Here is a 16,626-nt window from a genome sequence, read left to right on the forward strand (position 1 = left end):
TTCCTCTCCGGCCGCAGGGCTGCACACACTCTCGTGTACGGGGGTCCCTGGGGCGACGCAGGCTTGTATCGCCCGTGGCCTCGGCGGGTAAGCCGGATCGCCGGAAGGTCAGGGGATCGGATGACCACGCCGCCCCCGCCCTTGCGCCACCTGGCCGAACCGGCCGGGGCCGGGGCCGTGGACGTGGTCGGTCGGATCGGGTGTGTTCAGTCGGCCGTGATGTCGAGGCGGTCCGGGGTGGCGCCGAGGTGGCGGAGGAGCAGGGCGTCGCGGGGCCGGCACCGGAGCGTCACCCCGGACCGGCCGGGCATCGGGCGCGCCGCTTCGACCAGGGCCGCCGCACACTCCGTGCCCAGGAAGGTGAGCCCGGTGAGGTCGACGGTGTGCGGGGCGGCGGGGTGTGCGTCGGGCGGGGTGAGGGTGGCGAGTGCGTCGGTGAGGGTGTCGCGGGTCGCCAGGTCCGCCTCGCCGATGAGGCGGAGGGTGTCGGGACCCGGCAGGGCGCGCAACTGCCCCAGGGCGGGCAGCAGATTGCGGGGGTGCGCGGCGCAGTGCGCGGCCAGCGTGGCGGGCGGGAAGCGGCGCCGGTCGTAGGCGCAGATCTGGCGGTAGAAGCCGTCCGCGAAGAGGTGTGCGGAGGCCTCCTCGGCGGCCCGCGCGACCGCCACCGGGTCCGGCGCGGCGCCCATGTCCTCGGCCGGAGAATCGCCCCGACCTTCGCTCGGGGAAGTCCAGCCCCGGTCGATGCAGGCACGCACTCCGGGGAGGCCGGCTCGGCGGGCCTTGGTGATCTCCTCCGCGATCCGGTGTGCCTGCCGTTCCACGGTGAACGGGGCGTGTGGGCCCAGGAGTTCGGGCATCGTGGCGAGGGTGAGCTGCCCGGTCGCACGGCCGGTGGCGAGCAGGGGGCCCGGTGCGGACTGGAGCCGGGCGAAGGCGGCGCGGGTGCCGAGGCCCGGCGGGACGACGACGATGACCCGCTCACCGTGGGCGAGCCCGGCCCAGACGAACGCCGACAGCACGTCCCAGCCGCCCTCGCCGCCGTAGCCGAGGAAGGCGTGGTCGCCCGGCCGTATGTGCTGCACTGCGAGGGTTCCCTCGTGCCGCTCGCCCAGGACCACGCCCCACTCGCTCTCCTCGTGCCACGCCGCCGCCTACGAGGGTAGGCCCGCACCGGGGCCGCCCGCCGGGTTTGCCGGGGAGCGGTCGGGACCGGAAGGGAACAGGGGCCAGGTGGGCGGCGAGGCGCACCGTTGGGTGGGAAAGCGGTCCGGAAGGGGCGGCGGGCAGGTCCGGAAGGGGCGGCGGGCATACGGTGGCCGGCCCGCTGCTCGCGGACCGGCCGCCTCAACCCCGGTCTCCCGCCCGGAGGTTGACTTCAGGGGCGGGTTTCGGGACCGGTCAGGTGCGGGTGCCTGCCGTCCGTTGAGTCGCGGCGTGTTTACCACTGCGTAGGGCGGCGCCGGCGCAGATCATGCCGAGCAGCACCGTCAAGCCGCCGACGATGGCATTACTGATGATCACCCCCCGGTCCGGGTGGGTGCCCACGATCCACGGCGCGATGATCAGCCAGACGCCCATGGCGCTCATGGCCCAGCTCAGCCCGTACATCCGGGCCGGGTTGATGGTGAAGCCCAGGGCCAGCAGGCCGATCGCGATGCCCATGATCAGGTTGTGGGTGACCAGGGGCGGCTGGCTCGCGGTGAAGTGGATGATCCAGGGCGAGACGGCGCAGTACAGGCCGACCAGGAACACCGGCCCGTCCACAAGCACCACATCGCGCCCGCCGAGCACCCGGTCGTACCGGGCGCGCATCTCTGAGACATCCGGATGACTTGCAAGGTCTCCGGAGTGATGTACATCGGCCATGGAACTCGACTCCTTCGCTCGAAGTCCGACCGAGTCGCGCCGGAAGGCGCGTACTTCCATTCTGCTCTTATTCGCCCTTTATGTGTAGTGCTGGAGGCGGGTATCGGGACGGATTCGGGCGGCCGGGGCGACGCCGGATCTCCACCGGCTGCCGCAATGACCGAGCCGGTGGGCGGCGCGGGGCCGAGACTGGGACCACGGCAACCCCGATCCGACCGCAGCTACCGAGAGTTGGACCCCATGAGCACCACGGAACAGAACCAGCCCGCGGACTCCCCCCGCGCCCCGCTCGTCTGGCCCTCCCTTCAGGCCCACGACGCCCTCGCCCTGATCGACTTCCTCACCGGCACGGTGGGCTTTCTGCGCACCGCCGTCCATGAGGACGGCGACCGGGTCGCCCACGCCCAGCTCGACTGGCCCGAGGGCGGCGGGGTGATGCTCGGCTCCTACAAGGAACCGGCGGAGGGCTGGTCCCGGCTCCCCGGCACCTTCGGCGCCTATGTCGTCACCGACCGGGTGGACGAGCTGTACCAGCGGCTCACCCGAGCCGGGGTGTCGATCATCCGGGAGATCGCCGACCAGCCGTACGGCAACCGCGAGTTCGCCATCGCCGACCCGGAGGGCAACCACTGGTCCTTCGGCACCTACCGAGGTGAACCCCGGCCCGCCGCCTGACAGTTGGCACCGCGGCACCGCACGGGCGGCCGCCACCGGACTGTTCTCCGCCCGGCACCTCGTTGGTACCGTGAGGAGATGCCATCGCTGAACGTGTCGTTCACCGAAGAGGAGTTGGAGGGGGTCCGGGCGGCCGCCGCTGCCGAGGGAAAGAGCCTCAAGCAGTATCTGCACGATCTGGGAGTGCGCGAGCACCAGCGCAAGCAGTTCGTGGCGGGCGCGGTCACCTGGAGCGAACGGCTGCGCGCGGAATTCGACGAGGCCTTCCCCGACGAGCTGCCGCCCGCGGGGCACGCCGCCTGATGCAGCCTCTCTATGTCGATGTGTCCTGGCTGCTCGACGTCCAGGAGCGGGCCATACCCGAGGATGTGACCATCGCCGACTACTCGGCACTGGTCGCCGCAGTCTCCCGGCACCGCACCCGGATGCCCACCCTCGCCGCCTCCGACCCGGACGCCGCCTGGCGCGCCTCCGCCCTGCTGCACAGCATCGTCCGCCTGGAGCCCCTGCCCCACCTCAACTCCCTGTACGCGGCCCTCGTCGCCGCCCAGTACATGGGCCAGGCCGGCGAGGGAATCGATCCGCCCTACGGTGAACTCTCCACCCTGGTAAGGGAAGTACGCGAAGGCCGCGCGGACCTCTACCTGGCGGCCGACCGGCTCCGCACCTGGCGCATCTAGCGACGGCCCCCTCACGCCCAGGGCGGCGGCTCCTGCGGGATGAGTTCGTGGACGTCGAAGAGGACCGCGGACTCCACACCCAGCGCCGCCCCCGCCTGCCGCGCCGCCCAGGTGAGGAAGGGCCGCGGCTCGAACACATCGGTGTCCAGGCCCTTGGTGTACTCGGCGTGCGCGGTCAGCGAGGCGATACCGCGTTCCAGCGGCTCACCGGTGACATCGACGCCGTGCGTGGGCCGCGCGGCGCCCGCCGCGCACACCAGCCGCACCCCCGGCCACGGCTCCAGGCCCTCCTCGGCCAGCTCGGGGAAGATCCAGCGGTTGCCCGCGTCCCGCGCCGCGTCCAGCGCGGCGAGGCCCACCGCACGGTGATCGGCCTGATTGGTCACCCCCATCACCATCCGCACCGTGAACCCTCCCGTCACCACCACCTCGGGCCGGAACCGGCGGATCGCCCGCACCAGATCGCGGCGCAGCGGCAGCCCGTACTCCACGGCGCCGTCCCGGTGGCCGAGGAACTCCACGTCGGTGACGCCCACTTCACGGGCTCCGGCGCGTTCCTCACGCTCCCGCAGCGGGGCCGCCTCGTCGGGGTGCAGGCTGTCGATGCCGGCCTCGCCGCGGGTCGCCAGCACATAGGCGACCTGCTTGCCCTGCCCGGTCCAGCGGGCGACGGCGGCCGCCGTGCCGTACTCGATGTCGTCGGGGTGGGCCACCACGCACAGGCAGCGGTCCCAGTCCTCCGGCAGCGGGGCCGCGCTCTGCGGGTCCTGGTCCTGGGGGGAAGTCATCACCCCATGATGGCGCCGCCCGCGGCGGCCGACATCCCGGGCGGCGCCGACCGCGCCCCCGCCGAGGTCGGCGGGGGCGGGGCGGGTCACACCCGGGCGCCGTTGTCGCGGGCGCGGGTGGTGGGCTTCCGGCCGCCCCGGGTGACGGAGCGCGCCGGGGCCCGGTCGCCGCGCTCCAGGACCAGCGCGGCGGGCACCGCGGTCAGCACCGAGGAGTAGGTGCCGACGACCACACCGATCAGCAGCGCCAGCGCGAAGTCCATCAGCGAGTCACCGCCGAGGACCGCGAGCGCCGCCAGGATGAACAGCGCGCCCATACCGGTGTTCACGGTCCGCGGCACTGTCTGCAGCACCGCCTGGGACGCCGTCTCCCGCGGCCCGGCCTTGCGCCGCTTGGCCCGCAACTCGCGGATGCGGTCGAAGACCACCACCGAGTCGTTGACGGAGTAGCCGATGACGGTCAGCGTCGCGGCCACGAACACCCCGTCGATACCGCGGCCCAGCCAGGCGAAGGCGCCCACCAGGATCACCACGTCGTGCAGCAGCGCCCCGACCGCTCCCGCCGCGAAGGCCAGCCGGAAGCGGACCGACAGATAGCAGAGCTGGGCGACCACCGCGATGCCCAGCGCGATCAGCGCGTTGCGCTTCAGCTCGTCGCCGAGGCTCGGACCGATCAGCTCGTCGCGCAGCTTCTCGGTGTGCCCGCCCGCCCCGGCGAGCGCGGTCCGCACCCCGGCCGCCTCGTCGTCGTCCAGCACCCCGGTACGTACCGACAGTTCGCCGTCGCCCGAGGTGGTCACCTCCGCGTCGCCGTACCCGGCACCGGCCAGCGCGTCCCGGGCCGCCTCCATCCCCACCGGTCTGCTGGTGGAGAACTCCATCAGGCGTCCACCCGTGAACTCCACCCCGGGGTGCACACCCCGCAGTACGATCCCCGCCACCGCGAGCACGACCAGCAGCCCGGAGCAGAGCAGCCAGCGCGCCGGACGCCGGAAGAGCCGCGGGTTCCACGCCAGCAGCCGGGTCCGTACCGCGCCTGGTCGTCCGATGCCGTTGACCCCCGCCCGGGTGTTCACCCACCCAGCGCGGGAGGCGAGTTCGGTCAGTGCGCGGGCGACCACCAGCGCCGAGAACATCGACACCATGACACCGACCGCCAGCGTCACCCCGAAGCCCTTCACCGGCCCCGAGCCCAGCCAGAAGAGGAGTCCGGCGGCGATCAGCGTGGTCACATTGGAGTCGGCGACCGCGCTCCACGCCCCCTTGAAGCCCCGCGTCATCGCCGACCGCAGCGACTTCCGCGGCATCGCCGACCACTCCTCCCGGGCCCGCTCGAAGACCAGCACATTCGCGTCCACGGCCATCCCGATCGCCAGCACGAACCCGGCCAGACCCGGCAGCGTCAACGTCACCCCGAGCGCCACCAGCACCGCGTACGAGATCACCCCGTAGGCGGCGAGTGCCACCGAGGCGAGGGCGCCGAAGAGGCGGTACACCACGGTGATGAAGACCGCGGTGAGCACCGCTCCGATGATCGCGGCCCGCATACTGGCGTCGATCGCCGCGGCGCCCAGCGTCGGGCCGACGGTGCGCTGCTCCACCACCTCCACCGGCACCGGCAGCGCGCCGCCCTTGATCAGCAGCGCCAGCTCCTTCGCCTCCTCGGCGGTGAAGGAGCCCGAGATACGGGTGGCGCCCGCGTCGATCCCGACCCGGCACGCCACCGAGGGGTCGACCTGCGGCGAGGAGATCATCCGGTGGTCGAGGACGACCGCCACCCGGCGCCGCTCGTCGCCCGCCGGGTGGCAGGCGGCCGCACCGGTGAGCTTCGCCCAGTCCTTCCCGGCGCCCTTGCGGAAGGCCAGGTCGACATACCAGCCGCCGCCCTGCTCCGCGTCGAAGCGGGCGGTGGCGTCCTTGACCCCGGCCCCGGAGAAGGCGGCCGGCGCGAGGCGGAGCCTGTTGCCCTGCTCGTCCGCCAACTCCCGTGCGGCCCGCGGGTCTTGTGGCTTCTTCTCGGTCTTCTCCTTCGCCTTGTCCTTCGCCGGGTCGCCCGCGGCCGGTCCCTCCACCGCGTGGAAGGCGAGCTGCGCGGTACGGCCCAGGACCTCGGCGGCCTTGCGCGGGTCCTGCACATCGGGGAGTTCGACGACGATGCGGTCCTCGCCGGAACGGGTCAGGGTCGGCTCGGCCACACCGAGCGCGTCGATACGGCCGCGCAGCACCTCGATGGTGCGGTCGGTGGCCGAGCGGTCCGCGGCCGCGCCCGGGGTGTCCTTGGCCTGGAGCACCATCCGGGTGCCGCCCTGGAGGTCCAGGCCGAGTCGGGGCGGGACGGTCAGCGCGATGCAGACCGAGGCCAGCAGCACCACGGCCGCCAGTACGGCCCGCACCAGGGTGGCGCGGGATGGGGACGGGGTCGTTTTCACGTGCGGGTCTTCCTCCGGTGCCCGGCCCGCCCCGCGGCACACGGACACCACGGCCCACCGCGGCCGGGCAAGGGTGTGCCCGCCGGTGCGGTGACCATCGGTTCGCGAAGTGCGGGGGAGGGGCCGGATAGGGGTGAACGGGCCTACCTGGACACGGAGTTCACCGGCGGCGCCCGCACCCCGGGCAGCCCCTCCCGCCGCGCCGCGCAGACCCGGTCACCGGCCCCCGCGGCCACCGCCGTACCCGCGAGGGGCGGCCCCGGCATCCCGCACTCCGGCAGCACGGCACCCGTGTGCGGATACGGCTGCGGATAGCGATGGGCCTCGGCCCCGAACCCGGCCCCGGCCCGCCGTACCGGCTCCGCGTGGGGCAACGCGGAACGGGCGTGCGGGAACCCGACCCGGGCCTCGACGGTGTGCGGCGCCCCCGCGTCGCTCCCCGGGGCCACCGACTGCTCGGTGGGCGTGAGCGGAGTCGCGGGGGAGTAGTGCGGCGGCGCGTTGGGGGCGGCGTCGGCGGGCGCGGTGCGCGGGCCGGGGTGTGCCGGGCGGCTGGGTCGCGGGGGCGTCCAACCCGAAGGCGGCGCAGGGGAGTTGACGGTGGCCGGCGCCGCGGCGGCGGGCGCACGGTGGGCGTAGGGCGGGTGGGCGCCGTCGCGGGAGAGCGGGAGGTGGGCGTGGGCCGTGGCGGCCGGGGGCACCGGGTGGGCGGCGGCAGCCAGCGGCGGGGGCTGCGCACCGCACAGCACGGCGAGCAGCGTCAGCAGTACGGTCAGCGGCGCCGCCACCGAGGTCACCGCACGCACACCCCGCCGCACACCCGGAGCCGTCGCCAGACCCGGCGCGGTGCGCCTTCGGGGAGCGGGCGGCGGGTGGGGCGTCACAGCGGCCGGTCCTGGGTGGTGCGGCGACCCGCCGGGTGGCGTACGGCCGCGTCCGCGAGGAGGGCGGCGCCCTGTACCACCGCGGTCTCCGGCTCGGTGATCGGCCGCAGCTTGGCGCCGAGGCGGGCGGCGAGCCGCGGCAGCAGCCCCGGCAGCAGCGCACCGCCCCCGGTCACCAGCACCCCGCGGCGCAGCGCACCCCGGACCGCGCCGTGCCGGTCCCGCAGCCACATCTCCTCGACGAGGGAGGCGGCGGTACCCACCAGGGGCGCGGGGGTGGATCCGGCGGGCAGGTCGGCGAGGCCGATCTCGGCGAGCCGGGCGTCCTGCACCGCGCCGTGCACCAGCAGCGTCGCCTCGGTGAGCCCCGCGCCCAAGTCGACCACCAGCAGCGGCCCTTCGGACCCGGCCCCGGCGTACGCGGCGGCCGCGCGGGCACTGTCCACCCGCAGCACCCGGCCCACACCGAGCGAGCCGACCAGCGTCCGCAGATGCTCGCGGTGCTCAAGCCCGGCGAGTACCGGATGGGACACCACCACGAGGCAGTCCCGGCGCTCCGGTCCGAGCGCGCCGTCCGCGATCTCGTACAGCAACCTGGCGCAGGCCTCCTGGTCCGCGACCCGGCCCCACCGGACCGGGACCGGACGTGGTTCGGACCGGGCTGTCCTGGGCAGCCGGGTGTGCGGGACGCCGCTGGGCAGATCGGCGACCAGACCGGTACCAGGGACCCACGCGCGGGTGCGGGCGCTGCCGAGGTCGAGGGCGAGAGCGCGGCGGGCAGCGGGGGGCCGGTCCCCTGTCGAACGCATCCGTGTGCACTCCCTGACCGTCCAAGGGGGCCGGCCCCGCGGAAGTTCTTCGACCCGCAGGATGCCAGGCGAAGCAGTGCCCACACTATGCAATAACGCCCAGGGAAACGCCAGGTGCTTCAGGAATCCCAGGACCCCCGCCCGCGCCGGGAGCCCGCCCGGCTCAGTCCGCGTCCCGCATCCCCGGCGCCCCCCACACCGGGAACCAGCGGGCGAGGTCCTTCTCCAGCCGCAGATCGTCGCCGAGGGCGGCCCGTACCTGGAGTTCCAGGCTGCTGTCCCGGCGCTCCCCGGGGAGTGGGGCGAAGGGGTAGAAGGTGCCGCGTTTGTAGAGGTAGATCAGCGCCAGCCGCCGGTTCTCGGTGTCCCGGAACGCGGCCAGGGAGCAGAGGAGTTGGGGGCCGAAACCGCCGTCCTGGAGCACCGAGTTGACCGCGTGCAGATCGCCGACGAGACCGGCCAGGTCGTCGTGGGTGCGGCGGGAGACCAGCCAGGAGTAGCCGTAGCCGTCCTGCTCGGCTTCGACGGGGGGTGTGGTGCGGGAGGTGTCGGCGTCCAGCAGCTCCCGCACCTCCTCGCGGACCCGGTCGAACTCGGCGCCCTCGGCCCGCGCGAAGCACACCGAGCCGATCCCGGTGGGCGTGAAGCCGGCCGCGGCCTCCAGCGTGATGGCCGCCGAGGGCAGCGCGAACAACTGGTCCAGGTCGGGCTGGGCGGGGCGGCTGCGGCCGAGGAGGGTGTCCAGGAATCCCATGTGTCAGCTCCGGCGGTCGGCGTCGGGGGTGGGTCCGAGCTGGGCGGAGATCCGGGCGAGCTGCTCCAGACGCTGCTCCAGGCTGGGGTGGGTGGCGAAGATCCGGGAGATGTTGGAGCCCTCGCCGAAGGCGGGCGTGAAGTAGAAGGCGTTGAAGGCCTGTGCGGTGCGCAGGTCCTCGTGCGGGATGCGGGCGATGTCACCGGTGACCTTGGTGAGCGCGGAGGCCAGCGCGGAGGGCCGTGCGGTGAGCATGGCGGCGGCGCGGTCGGCGGCCAGTTCGCGGTACCGGGACAGGGCGCGGATCAGGACGAAGCTGATGGCGTACACCGCGGCGGACACCCCGAGGATGATGCCCAGCAGTGCGAGGGTGTTCTGGTCGCGGCGCCCACCGCCGAAGAGCTGCGAGTAGAGCGCGAAGCGGACCATCAGCCCGGCGATCACCCCGAGGAACGAGGCGACGGTGATCACCGCCACGTCCCGGTGCGCCACATGGGACAGCTCGTGCGCGAGGACGCCCTCCAGTTCCTCCGGTTCCAGCCGCCGCATCAGCCCCGTGGTGACGCAGAGCACCGCGTGGTCGGCGTTGCGTCCGGTGGCGAAGGCGTTGGGCAGCGGGATGTCGGCGACCGCGATCTGCGGTTTCGGCATATCGGCGGTGGCGCACAGCCGGTCCACGACGCCGTGCAGCTTGGGCTGCTCGTCCCGTTCGACGATCCGCCCGTGCATCGCGTAGAGGGCGATGCGGTCGGAGAACCAGTACTGGGCGAAGAGCAGCCCACCGGCCACGACCACCACCAGCACCACGGACTTGAGCAGCACGATCAGTGCGGCCACGAAGGCCACGTAGAGCAGACCGAGCAGGAAGAGCGTCACGCCCATACGGGCGGTCAGCTTCCGGTCGGGCTGGAAGCGGCTCTGCATTTCACCATCACCCCGGAACCCTTCGGCAGGCCTGGCCCGGCACCGCCGCGCCGTGCGCGGATCCGCCGGGCCGTCTTCTTCCATGGTCCGTCATCCAAGGGCAATCCGGACACTCGGCAGCCTGTGAATCCAGATGTGCGCAGATCCGGCGTGAACGCGCCGCGGAATGCCGCCCGAAAGGCCCCCGGAGAGTCACGGAACGTCATCTGGATGGGCTTGTTCCGTGATGTACTGCCGCGGAACCGGACCCAGGAAGGATGAGGATCATGCGGAAGATCGTGCAGGTCATGTCGGTCTCGCTGGACGGATTCTACGAGGGGGAGGACGCCGACATCTCCTGGCACCGCGTCGACGAGGAACTCCACCAGTACTTCAACGACCGCCTCCGCACCGCCGACGCGTTCCTCGACGGGCGGATCACCCACCAGCTCATGGCGGACTTCTGGCCCACCGCCGACCAGGACCCGGACACCTCCCCGCAGATGGCCGAGTTCGCCGGAATCTGGCGCGAGATGCCCAAGTACCTGTACTCCACGACCCTGCGCACCGCCGACTGGAACACCACCGTCGTCCCCCGCGTCGACCCCGACGAGGTACGCGCCCTGAAGGCGGGCGGTGACGGTGAGTTGGTCCTCGGCGGCGCCCGGCTCGGCGACACCTTCCGCCGCCTCGGCCTTATCGACGTCTACCGCGTCTACGTCCACCCCGTGCTGGTCGGCCGCGGCACCCCCTTCTTCAACCCGGACGGCGCCACCCCCGCCCCGCCCCCGGCCGACCTCCGCCTCACCGGCACCCGCACCTTCGGCAACGGTGTGGTCGAGCTCTGCCACGAGGTCACCGCCACCGCCCTCTGACACCCCGGCCCGGTGTGCCGGATGGTGTGGGCGGGCCCAGGCTGGATACGCGGTGCACAGGCGGTGGCGGTGCGACCCGCTCCGGACGGAGGGCGAGAGCCATGACCAGCGACAGCAGCGTATGGGGCGACGAGGTGTACCAGCCCGGCGGCCCGGACGACGGCGAGATCGCCACCGCCGAGTGCGTACGGGACCGCGAGGACACCCTGGACGACCGCGGCACCGACCCGTACGAGGAGGGTGTCTCACCGCCGGAGCGGCCCTACGCGGTCGAGCACCGCGGCACCGCCCTCTCCGAGCAGTACGGCGGCGAGAGCCTGGACCGGCGGCTCGCCGAGGAGGAGCCCGACCGGGACGCATCCGCCGACGGGGACGGCATCGGGGACGCGCCGGGCGGCGACGGCGAACTCTGGGACGAGGAGGTGGGCGGGGTGCGCGCCGGCCGTCTCGTCGCTCCCGACGAGGGTGCCCACCGCGACGAGGAGAAGGACCTCGTCGGCCGGGACGTCGGCATCGACGGCGCCGCCGCCTCCGCTGAGGAGGCCGCCGTGCACCTGGTGCCGGACGCCGACACCACCCCCGCGGTGCCCGCCGCCACCGCCGTCACCACCCGCACCTGCGCCGTGTCCGGCCCCCGCCCCCGGGCCGCCGCCCCCGCCGACGGCACCTGACGGCCCGGCGGCGGGGTGCGCGGACACCTCAACTACCGGCCCGCTCCAGCACGAAGACGGGGATCTGCCGGTCCGTCTTCTTCTGGTACTCGGCGTATTCGGGGAACGCCGCCACGGCGCGGTCCCACCACAGGGCCTTCTCCTCGCCGCTCACCTCACGCGCCGTCATGTCCTGCCGCACCGGCCCGTCCTGCAACTCCACCAGCGGCTCCGCCACCAGGTTGTGGTACCAGAACGGGTGCCGGGGCGCGCCGCCCAGCGAGGCCACCACCGCATAGCGGCCGTCGTGCTCGACGCGCATCAACGGCGTCTTGCGGATCTTGCCGCTGCGGGCCCCGCGGGTGGTGAGGATGACCACCGGCAACTCCTTCATGGTGGTGCCCTCGGTCCCGCCGGACCGTTCGTACAACGCGACCTGGTCGCGGACGAACTGGCTGGAGCTGGGCTCGTACTCGCCGTCGAGTGGCATCTGCTGTTCCTTCGTCCGTCGTCGGATATGACGGCCCATCCTCACCCCGCGCCCCGGACACCGCCAGGCAGCGGCACGCCGCGGTCAGGCGCCCGGGGTGCGGCCGGTGCGGGTCCACTCCAGGAGCGCGTCCGCGGACCAGGTGGTGACGATCCGCTCCGGCGGCACCCCGCACTCCTCGGCGCGGGCGCAGCCGAGGATCTGCCAGTCGAGCTGCCCCGGCGCGTGGGCGTCGCTGTCCACCGAGAAGAGGGTGCCCGCCGCGACCGCCCGCCGCAGCAGCCGCCGCGGCGGATCCAGCCGCTCCGGACGGGAGTTGATCTCGACGGCGGTACCGGACTCGGCGCACGCGGCGAAGACGGCGTCCGCGTCGAAACGGGACTCGGGCCGCCCCCGGCCGTCGAGCAGCCGCCCGGTGCAGTGCCCCAGTACGTCCGCGTGCGGATCGCGCACCGCGGCCAGCAGCCGACGGGTCATCGCCGGGGCGTCCATCCGCAGCTTGGAGTGGACCGACACCACCACCAGGTCGACCCGGTCGAGCAACTCCGGCTTCTGGTCCAGCGAACCGTCGTCGAGGATGTCGCACTCGATCCCGGTGAGCAGCCGGAACGGCGCCCACCGTTCGTTGAGCGCGGCGACCAGGGCGAGTTGCTCCCGCAGCCGGTCGGGGGAGAGGCCGCGGGCCACCGTCAGCCGCGGCGAGTGGTCGGTGAGCACCGCCCACTCGTGGCCCAGGGCACGGGCCGTCAGCGCCATCTCCTCGATCGGGCTGCCGCCGTCGGACCAGTCCGAGTGCAGATGGCAGTCGCCGCGCAGCAGCCCCCGCAACCGCCGCCCGCCCTCCACCGGCGGCCACGGCTCCCGGGCCAGCTTCGCCAGATACCCGGGCTCCTGGCCGGCGAGCGCCTCCCGCACCACGCCCGCCGTCTTCGGCCCGATACCGCGCGCCTTCTCCAGCGTGCCGTCCGCCGCCCGCCGCTCCCGCTCCCCGGCCGGCATCGCGGCCACCACCGCGGCCGCGGTACGGAAGGCCCGTACCCGGTAGGTGGGGGCCTGGTCGCGCTCCAGCAGGAAGGCGATCCGCCGCAGCGCGTCCACGGGGTCCATCGCCACCTCCGCTCGCCGCGGCGCGCCCACCGCGCCGCCACCGCTTCAGCTTGGCCCAGCCCACCGGGCCCCGCACCCTCCCCGTACGGTGACCGGATGAGCACCAGCTCCGCCCGCGCCGGCCGCCTCGGTTACCTGGCCGCCGCCGTCGTCTTCGCCGTCGGTATGGCCGGCACCACCCTCCCCACCCCGCTGTACGGCCTCTACCGGGACCGACTCGGCTTCTCCGAGCTGATGGTGACGATCGTCTTCGCCGCGTACGCGGTCGGGGTCATCTTCGTGCTGCTCACCGCGGGGGACCTCGCCGACCGGATCGGGCGGCGGCCCGTGCTGTGGACCGGTCTCGCCCTGTCCGCGGCCAGCGCCGGCTGCTTCCTGCTGGAGGACGGGCTGCCGCTGCTGTTCACCGGGCGGGTGCTGTCCGGCTTCGCCGCCGGGCTGTTCAGCGGCGCCGCCACCGCCACCGTGCTGGAACTCGCCCCGCCCGGCGGCCAGGCCCGCGCCGGGTTCGCCGCCACCGCGGCCAACATGGGCGGCCTCGGCTGCGGCCCGCTCCTGGCCGGGATCCTCGCCGAGTACACCGCGCACCCGCTGACCCTGCCCTTCCAGGTCCACTTGGTGCTGCTGGGCCTGGCCGCCGTGGTGGTCCAGCGGCTCCCGGAGACGGTGCGCGATCCGGTGTGGGGCCTGCCGCGGCCGCGGGGCGTGGTGGTGCCCGCTCAGGTGCGTGGGGTGTTCGCCCCGGCCGCGCTGGCCGCGTTCGCCGGCTTCGCCCTGCTCGGGCTGTTCACCGCGGTCGCCCCCGGCTTCCTCGCGGAGACGCTGCACCAGCGCAATCTGGCCGTCACCGGTGCCGTGGTGTTCTCCGTGTTCCTCGCCTCGACGCTCGGGCAGGCCGCGGGCGGGCGGGTCCCGCCGCCTCGGGCGCTGCCGCTGGGCTGCGCGGTGCTGGTCGCGGGACTCGTGCTGGTCGGGCTGTCGCTGCTGCTGGAGACGGCGCCGCTGCTGGTGCTCGGGGCGGTGTGCGGCGGGGCGGGGCAGGGGCTCGCCTTCCGGGCCGGGCTGACCTCGGTCGGCGCGGCCGCCCCCGCCGCCGGCCGGGCCGCCACCATCTCCGCGTTCTTCGTCGTCGCCTACTGCGGTATCTCGCTGCCCGTGGTCGGTGTCGGCGCCCTCGCCGTCACCCTGGGGCTGCGCACCGCGGGCCTGGTCTTCGCGGGCTGCGTCATCGTCCTGGCGTCCGCGGTGGGCGCCTATGTAGTGCGCCGCCCGCTGCCCACCGCCTGACCCGGACCCGCCCAACCGAGGCCCGGGGCAAGGCCGTTGGGGCCGTACCGGTCAGGCCGCGGCTCCGGCGCGGCCCGCGGGCGGGACCACCTCGGATGCCGGGACCGGGCCGGGCGGGGTGCCCTCGCCGAACGGGCGGCCGCCCAACTGCTCCCGGTGGTGCGGCGTCAGCCACAGTGCGGTGTCCGGCCCCACGGCCACGATGCCGGTGGGGTTGATCCCGGTGTGCACCCGGTAGTAGTGCCGCTTGATGTGGTCGAAATCCACCGTGTCGCCAAAGCCCGGCGTCTGGAACAGATCACGCGCGTACGCCCACAGCACCGGGTCCTCCGCCAGCTTCCATCGGTTGCACTTGAAGTGGCCGTGGTATACCGCGTCGAACCGCACCAGCGTGGTGAAGAGGCGGATGTCGGCCTCGGTGAGGGTGTCGCCCACCAGATAGCGGTGGTCCGCCAGCCGCTCCGACAACTGCGCCAGCCGCCGGAACACATCCCCGCAGGCCGCCTCGTACTCGTCCTGGGTGGTGGCGAAACCACTGCGGTACACACCGTTGTTGACATCCCGGTAGACGCCGTCCATCACCGAGTCGATCTCCTCGCGCAGCGCCTCCGGGTACAGGTCGGGGGCGCCCGGCCGGTGCAGGGAGCGCCACTCGGTGGCCAGGTCCAGGGTGAGCTGCTGGAAGTCGTTGGTCACCAGCCGGCCGCTCGGCACATCCACCACCGCCGGCACACTCACCCCGCCCGGATACCCCGACTCCCGCGCGTCGTACGCCTCGCTCAGATACCGGATGCCGAGCACCGGGTCCCGGCCCCCGGGATCCAGGGTGAAGCGCCAACTCCGGTCGTCCTGAAGGGGATCGGCGACCGCCAGCGACAGCGCGTCCTCCAGGCCCAGCAGCCGCCGGGACACCAGGGCGCGGCTCGCCCACGGGCAGGCCCTGCTCACCACCAGCCGGTAGCGGCCCGCCTCCACCGGCCAGCCGTCCCGCCCGTCCGCCGTGATCCGGTCCGCGAAGTGGCTCCTGGACCGCTTGAACTTCTTCCTGCCGTACTCGGCGTTGCCCTCGCCGCTCCCGCTCATCTCCGGTGCTCCTTCCCGGCGTGACGTGTGTCGCCCGCCGCACTCCGGGTACCCGCCCGGGCCGCCCCTACGAGACCGGACCGCCGATCCGGACCGGAAGGAAGGATGCCCCGTGGCGCAACGACGACGACGCGGACCGGGCGGAGAGCCGCCCGTACCGCGTGACCTGCCCGACCAGCAGGCCGGGGAGGACAGCGGCGAGGAGGGACCGGACCCGGAGCACCCGGACGAGTCCGTGCCCGACACCGACGAGGCGGGCACCGGGCGGCGCGGGGCCGCACAGCGTGGCGCGGTCCACCCCGAGCACCCGCCGCCGCATGAGTCCCCCGGCTGACCGCGGTGTACCTCCGCCGCCGGCTACCGCCGTCCCCGCGCCGCCGCCTTCAGCCGGCGCTGTGCCGCCGCCAGCCTCGGCAGCCGCTCGTGCAGTACCGCCGAGCTGCGGTCCAGCTCCTCCATCAGCCTGCGGGAGCGGTGCTCCATATCGAGTTCGTCGAGGATGCGGTCCACCTCGGTGAGCAGCGCCCCGTGCAACTGCCACTCGTCGGCGTCCTCCCGCACCACGTCCAGCAGCAGCCCGGCCACCGTCTCCCGGGCCGCGCCCGCCGCCTCCAGTTCGCTGCGCAGCCGTTCCTCGGCCCGCTCCGCGTCCTCACTGGTGCGGGTGGTGACCAGTACGGCGAAACTCACCAGGGCGTCCGCCACATATCCCAGCAGTTCCCGCAGCGCCGTCGCCACCTCCCGGCTCACCAGCGGCTGCGGCTCACGTTCCCGCGCCAGGTCGGTGAGGGTGCGGGCGATGACCCGCAGTACCACCGTGCAGATCTCCAGGGTGTCCAGACCGGTCCGCAGCACCACCCGGTGCAGCCGGCCCTCCCGCACCCTCGGGTTGAGCCGCAGGCTGTCCTCGGCCTGCCGCATCGAGGCGTCGACCTCGGCGATGTCATGGTCCAGCCGGCGCGCCTCGTGCAGCCTCTCCGCCGCCTTCGGCCACGGGGTGGGGGACTCCAACTGCTCGCCCAGGTGCAGCAGCAGCCGCCGCATCCGGCGCGACAGGTCCACCATCGAGTCGCCCGCCGTCTCCACCCACAGCGGCGGCGCGAACAGCAGATTGAACGCCAGCCCGGTCAGCGCCCCGATCAGCGTCTCCAGCACCCGGTCGAACGCCCCGGGCCCCACCCGCGTCAGCCCCAGCACCAGCATCGCGCTGATCGCCACCTCCGGTACGAACTCCCCGGCCCGCACATAGGGACCCAGGGTCAGCGCCGCCAGGATGATCAGCGCCAGGCTCCACCAGGTGAGCCCCACCAGCGAGCTGAACCCGATGGCGATCAGCACCCCGG

General features: G+C 73.8%; 18 protein-coding genes and 1 pseudogene. 7 read left to right on the forward strand and 12 right to left on the reverse strand.

Translation table 11 applies throughout. From position 1 onward, the window contains the following. Positions 1–206 precede the first annotated feature (206 nt). Together ACFVST_RS21385 and ACFVST_RS21390 are read right to left on the reverse strand one after the other, a co-directional pair. Positions 207–1,085: an MEDS domain-containing protein gene (locus tag ACFVST_RS21385; RefSeq protein ID WP_390154244.1), complete on the reverse strand. Its 879-nt coding sequence runs from the start codon at positions 1,083–1,085 to the stop codon at positions 207–209. A 316-nt stretch (positions 1,086–1,401) separates the two neighbouring features. After that, entirely contained in the window at positions 1,402–1,869 is a 468-nt protein-coding gene (locus ACFVST_RS21390; RefSeq protein ID WP_390154247.1) for an SPW repeat protein, read from the reverse strand. A 240-nt stretch (positions 1,870–2,109) separates the two neighbouring features. Here ACFVST_RS21390 and ACFVST_RS21395 point away from each other — a divergent pair, with 240 nt between their 5' ends. The 3 genes from ACFVST_RS21395 (at position 2,110) to ACFVST_RS21405 (ending at position 3,224) form a co-directional block, all read left to right on the forward strand. Next, positions 2,110–2,544, forward strand: coding sequence for a VOC family protein (locus ACFVST_RS21395; RefSeq protein ID WP_390154249.1), 435 nt, complete (start codon positions 2,110–2,112; stop codon positions 2,542–2,544). 78 nt (positions 2,545–2,622) lie between these two features. Further along, positions 2,623–2,847: a hypothetical protein gene (locus ACFVST_RS21400; RefSeq protein ID WP_390154252.1), complete on the forward strand. Its 225-nt coding sequence runs from the start codon at positions 2,623–2,625 to the stop codon at positions 2,845–2,847. Further along, the gene (locus ACFVST_RS21405; RefSeq protein WP_390154254.1) at positions 2,847–3,224 is read left to right on the forward strand and encodes a toxin Doc; all 378 of its coding nucleotides are present in this window, start codon (positions 2,847–2,849) and stop codon (positions 3,222–3,224) included. Before ACFVST_RS21400 ends, ACFVST_RS21405 begins: the two co-directional genes overlap by 1 nt. Positions 3,225–3,235: 11 nt before the next feature. On the opposite strand, the gene ACFVST_RS21410 is transcribed toward ACFVST_RS21405, so the two are convergent. From ACFVST_RS21410 to htpX, 6 genes are all read right to left on the reverse strand, one after another. Continuing rightward, positions 3,236–4,012 carry a PIG-L deacetylase family protein gene (locus ACFVST_RS21410; protein WP_390154257.1) on the reverse strand — a complete coding sequence of 259 codons (777 nt, stop codon included), beginning with the start codon at positions 4,010–4,012 and terminating at the stop codon, positions 3,236–3,238. An 86-nt stretch (positions 4,013–4,098) separates the two neighbouring features. Continuing rightward, positions 4,099–6,441, reverse strand: coding sequence for a protein translocase subunit SecD (secD, locus tag ACFVST_RS21415; protein ID WP_390154260.1), 2,343 nt, complete (start codon positions 6,439–6,441; stop codon positions 4,099–4,101). Positions 6,442–6,584: 143 nt separating this feature from the next. Further along, on the reverse strand, positions 6,585–7,247 hold the full coding sequence (locus ACFVST_RS21420; RefSeq protein ID WP_390154263.1) for a hypothetical protein: 663 nt from the start codon (positions 7,245–7,247) through the stop codon (positions 6,585–6,587). A gap of 74 nt (positions 7,248–7,321) precedes the next feature. Continuing rightward, positions 7,322–8,134: a rod shape-determining protein MreC gene (locus tag ACFVST_RS21425; protein ID WP_390154266.1), complete on the reverse strand. Its 813-nt coding sequence runs from the start codon at positions 8,132–8,134 to the stop codon at positions 7,322–7,324. A gap of 163 nt (positions 8,135–8,297) precedes the next feature. After that, on the reverse strand, positions 8,298–8,888 hold the full coding sequence (locus tag ACFVST_RS21430; RefSeq protein ID WP_390154269.1) for a hypothetical protein: 591 nt from the start codon (positions 8,886–8,888) through the stop codon (positions 8,298–8,300). A 3-nt stretch (positions 8,889–8,891) separates the two neighbouring features. Further along, entirely contained in the window at positions 8,892–9,812 is a 921-nt protein-coding gene (gene htpX, locus ACFVST_RS21435; RefSeq protein WP_390154272.1) for a zinc metalloprotease HtpX, read from the reverse strand. Between the two features lie 266 nt (positions 9,813–10,078). Here htpX and ACFVST_RS21440 point away from each other — a divergent pair, with 266 nt between their 5' ends. Next, positions 10,079–10,666: a dihydrofolate reductase family protein gene (locus ACFVST_RS21440; RefSeq protein ID WP_390154275.1), complete on the forward strand. Its 588-nt coding sequence runs from the start codon at positions 10,079–10,081 to the stop codon at positions 10,664–10,666. Positions 10,667–10,767: 101 nt separating this feature from the next. After that, positions 10,768–11,247, forward strand: a pseudogene (locus ACFVST_RS21445) (DUF5709 domain-containing protein); the annotation flags it as partial. Positions 11,248–11,365: 118 nt separating this feature from the next. Here ACFVST_RS21445 and ACFVST_RS21450 read toward each other — a convergent pair. After that, complete coding sequence (locus ACFVST_RS21450) at positions 11,366–11,806, reverse strand: nitroreductase family deazaflavin-dependent oxidoreductase (RefSeq protein ID WP_390154278.1); 441 nt, start codon at positions 11,804–11,806, stop codon at positions 11,366–11,368. Positions 11,807–11,890: 84 nt separating this feature from the next. After that, positions 11,891–12,913, reverse strand: coding sequence for a PHP domain-containing protein (locus tag ACFVST_RS21455; protein WP_390154281.1), 1,023 nt, complete (start codon positions 12,911–12,913; stop codon positions 11,891–11,893). 96 nt (positions 12,914–13,009) lie between these two features. Here ACFVST_RS21455 and ACFVST_RS21460 point away from each other — a divergent pair, with 96 nt between their 5' ends. Then, positions 13,010–14,200 (forward strand): MFS transporter, encoded by a 1,191-nt coding sequence (locus ACFVST_RS21460; protein ID WP_390154284.1) that lies wholly within the window; start codon positions 13,010–13,012, stop codon positions 14,198–14,200. A gap of 51 nt (positions 14,201–14,251) precedes the next feature. Here the strand turns inward: ACFVST_RS21460 and ACFVST_RS21465 are convergent, their stop codons facing one another. Then, positions 14,252–15,283 carry a glutathione S-transferase family protein gene (locus ACFVST_RS21465; protein WP_390154287.1) on the reverse strand — a complete coding sequence of 344 codons (1,032 nt, stop codon included), beginning with the start codon at positions 15,281–15,283 and terminating at the stop codon, positions 14,252–14,254. A 112-nt stretch (positions 15,284–15,395) separates the two neighbouring features. Here ACFVST_RS21465 and ACFVST_RS21470 point away from each other — a divergent pair, with 112 nt between their 5' ends. Next, complete coding sequence (locus tag ACFVST_RS21470; RefSeq protein ID WP_390154290.1) at positions 15,396–15,617, forward strand: hypothetical protein; 222 nt, start codon at positions 15,396–15,398, stop codon at positions 15,615–15,617. 23 nt (positions 15,618–15,640) lie between these two features. Here the strand turns inward: ACFVST_RS21470 and ACFVST_RS21475 are convergent. After that, on the reverse strand, positions 15,641–16,626 hold a 986-nt coding region (locus tag ACFVST_RS21475), incomplete at its 5' end, for an aromatic acid exporter family protein (RefSeq protein ID WP_390154293.1).

It is taken from the genome of Streptomyces sp. NPDC058045 (assembly GCF_042885635.1).
Lineage (GTDB): Bacteria > Actinomycetota > Actinomycetes > Streptomycetales > Streptomycetaceae > Streptomyces.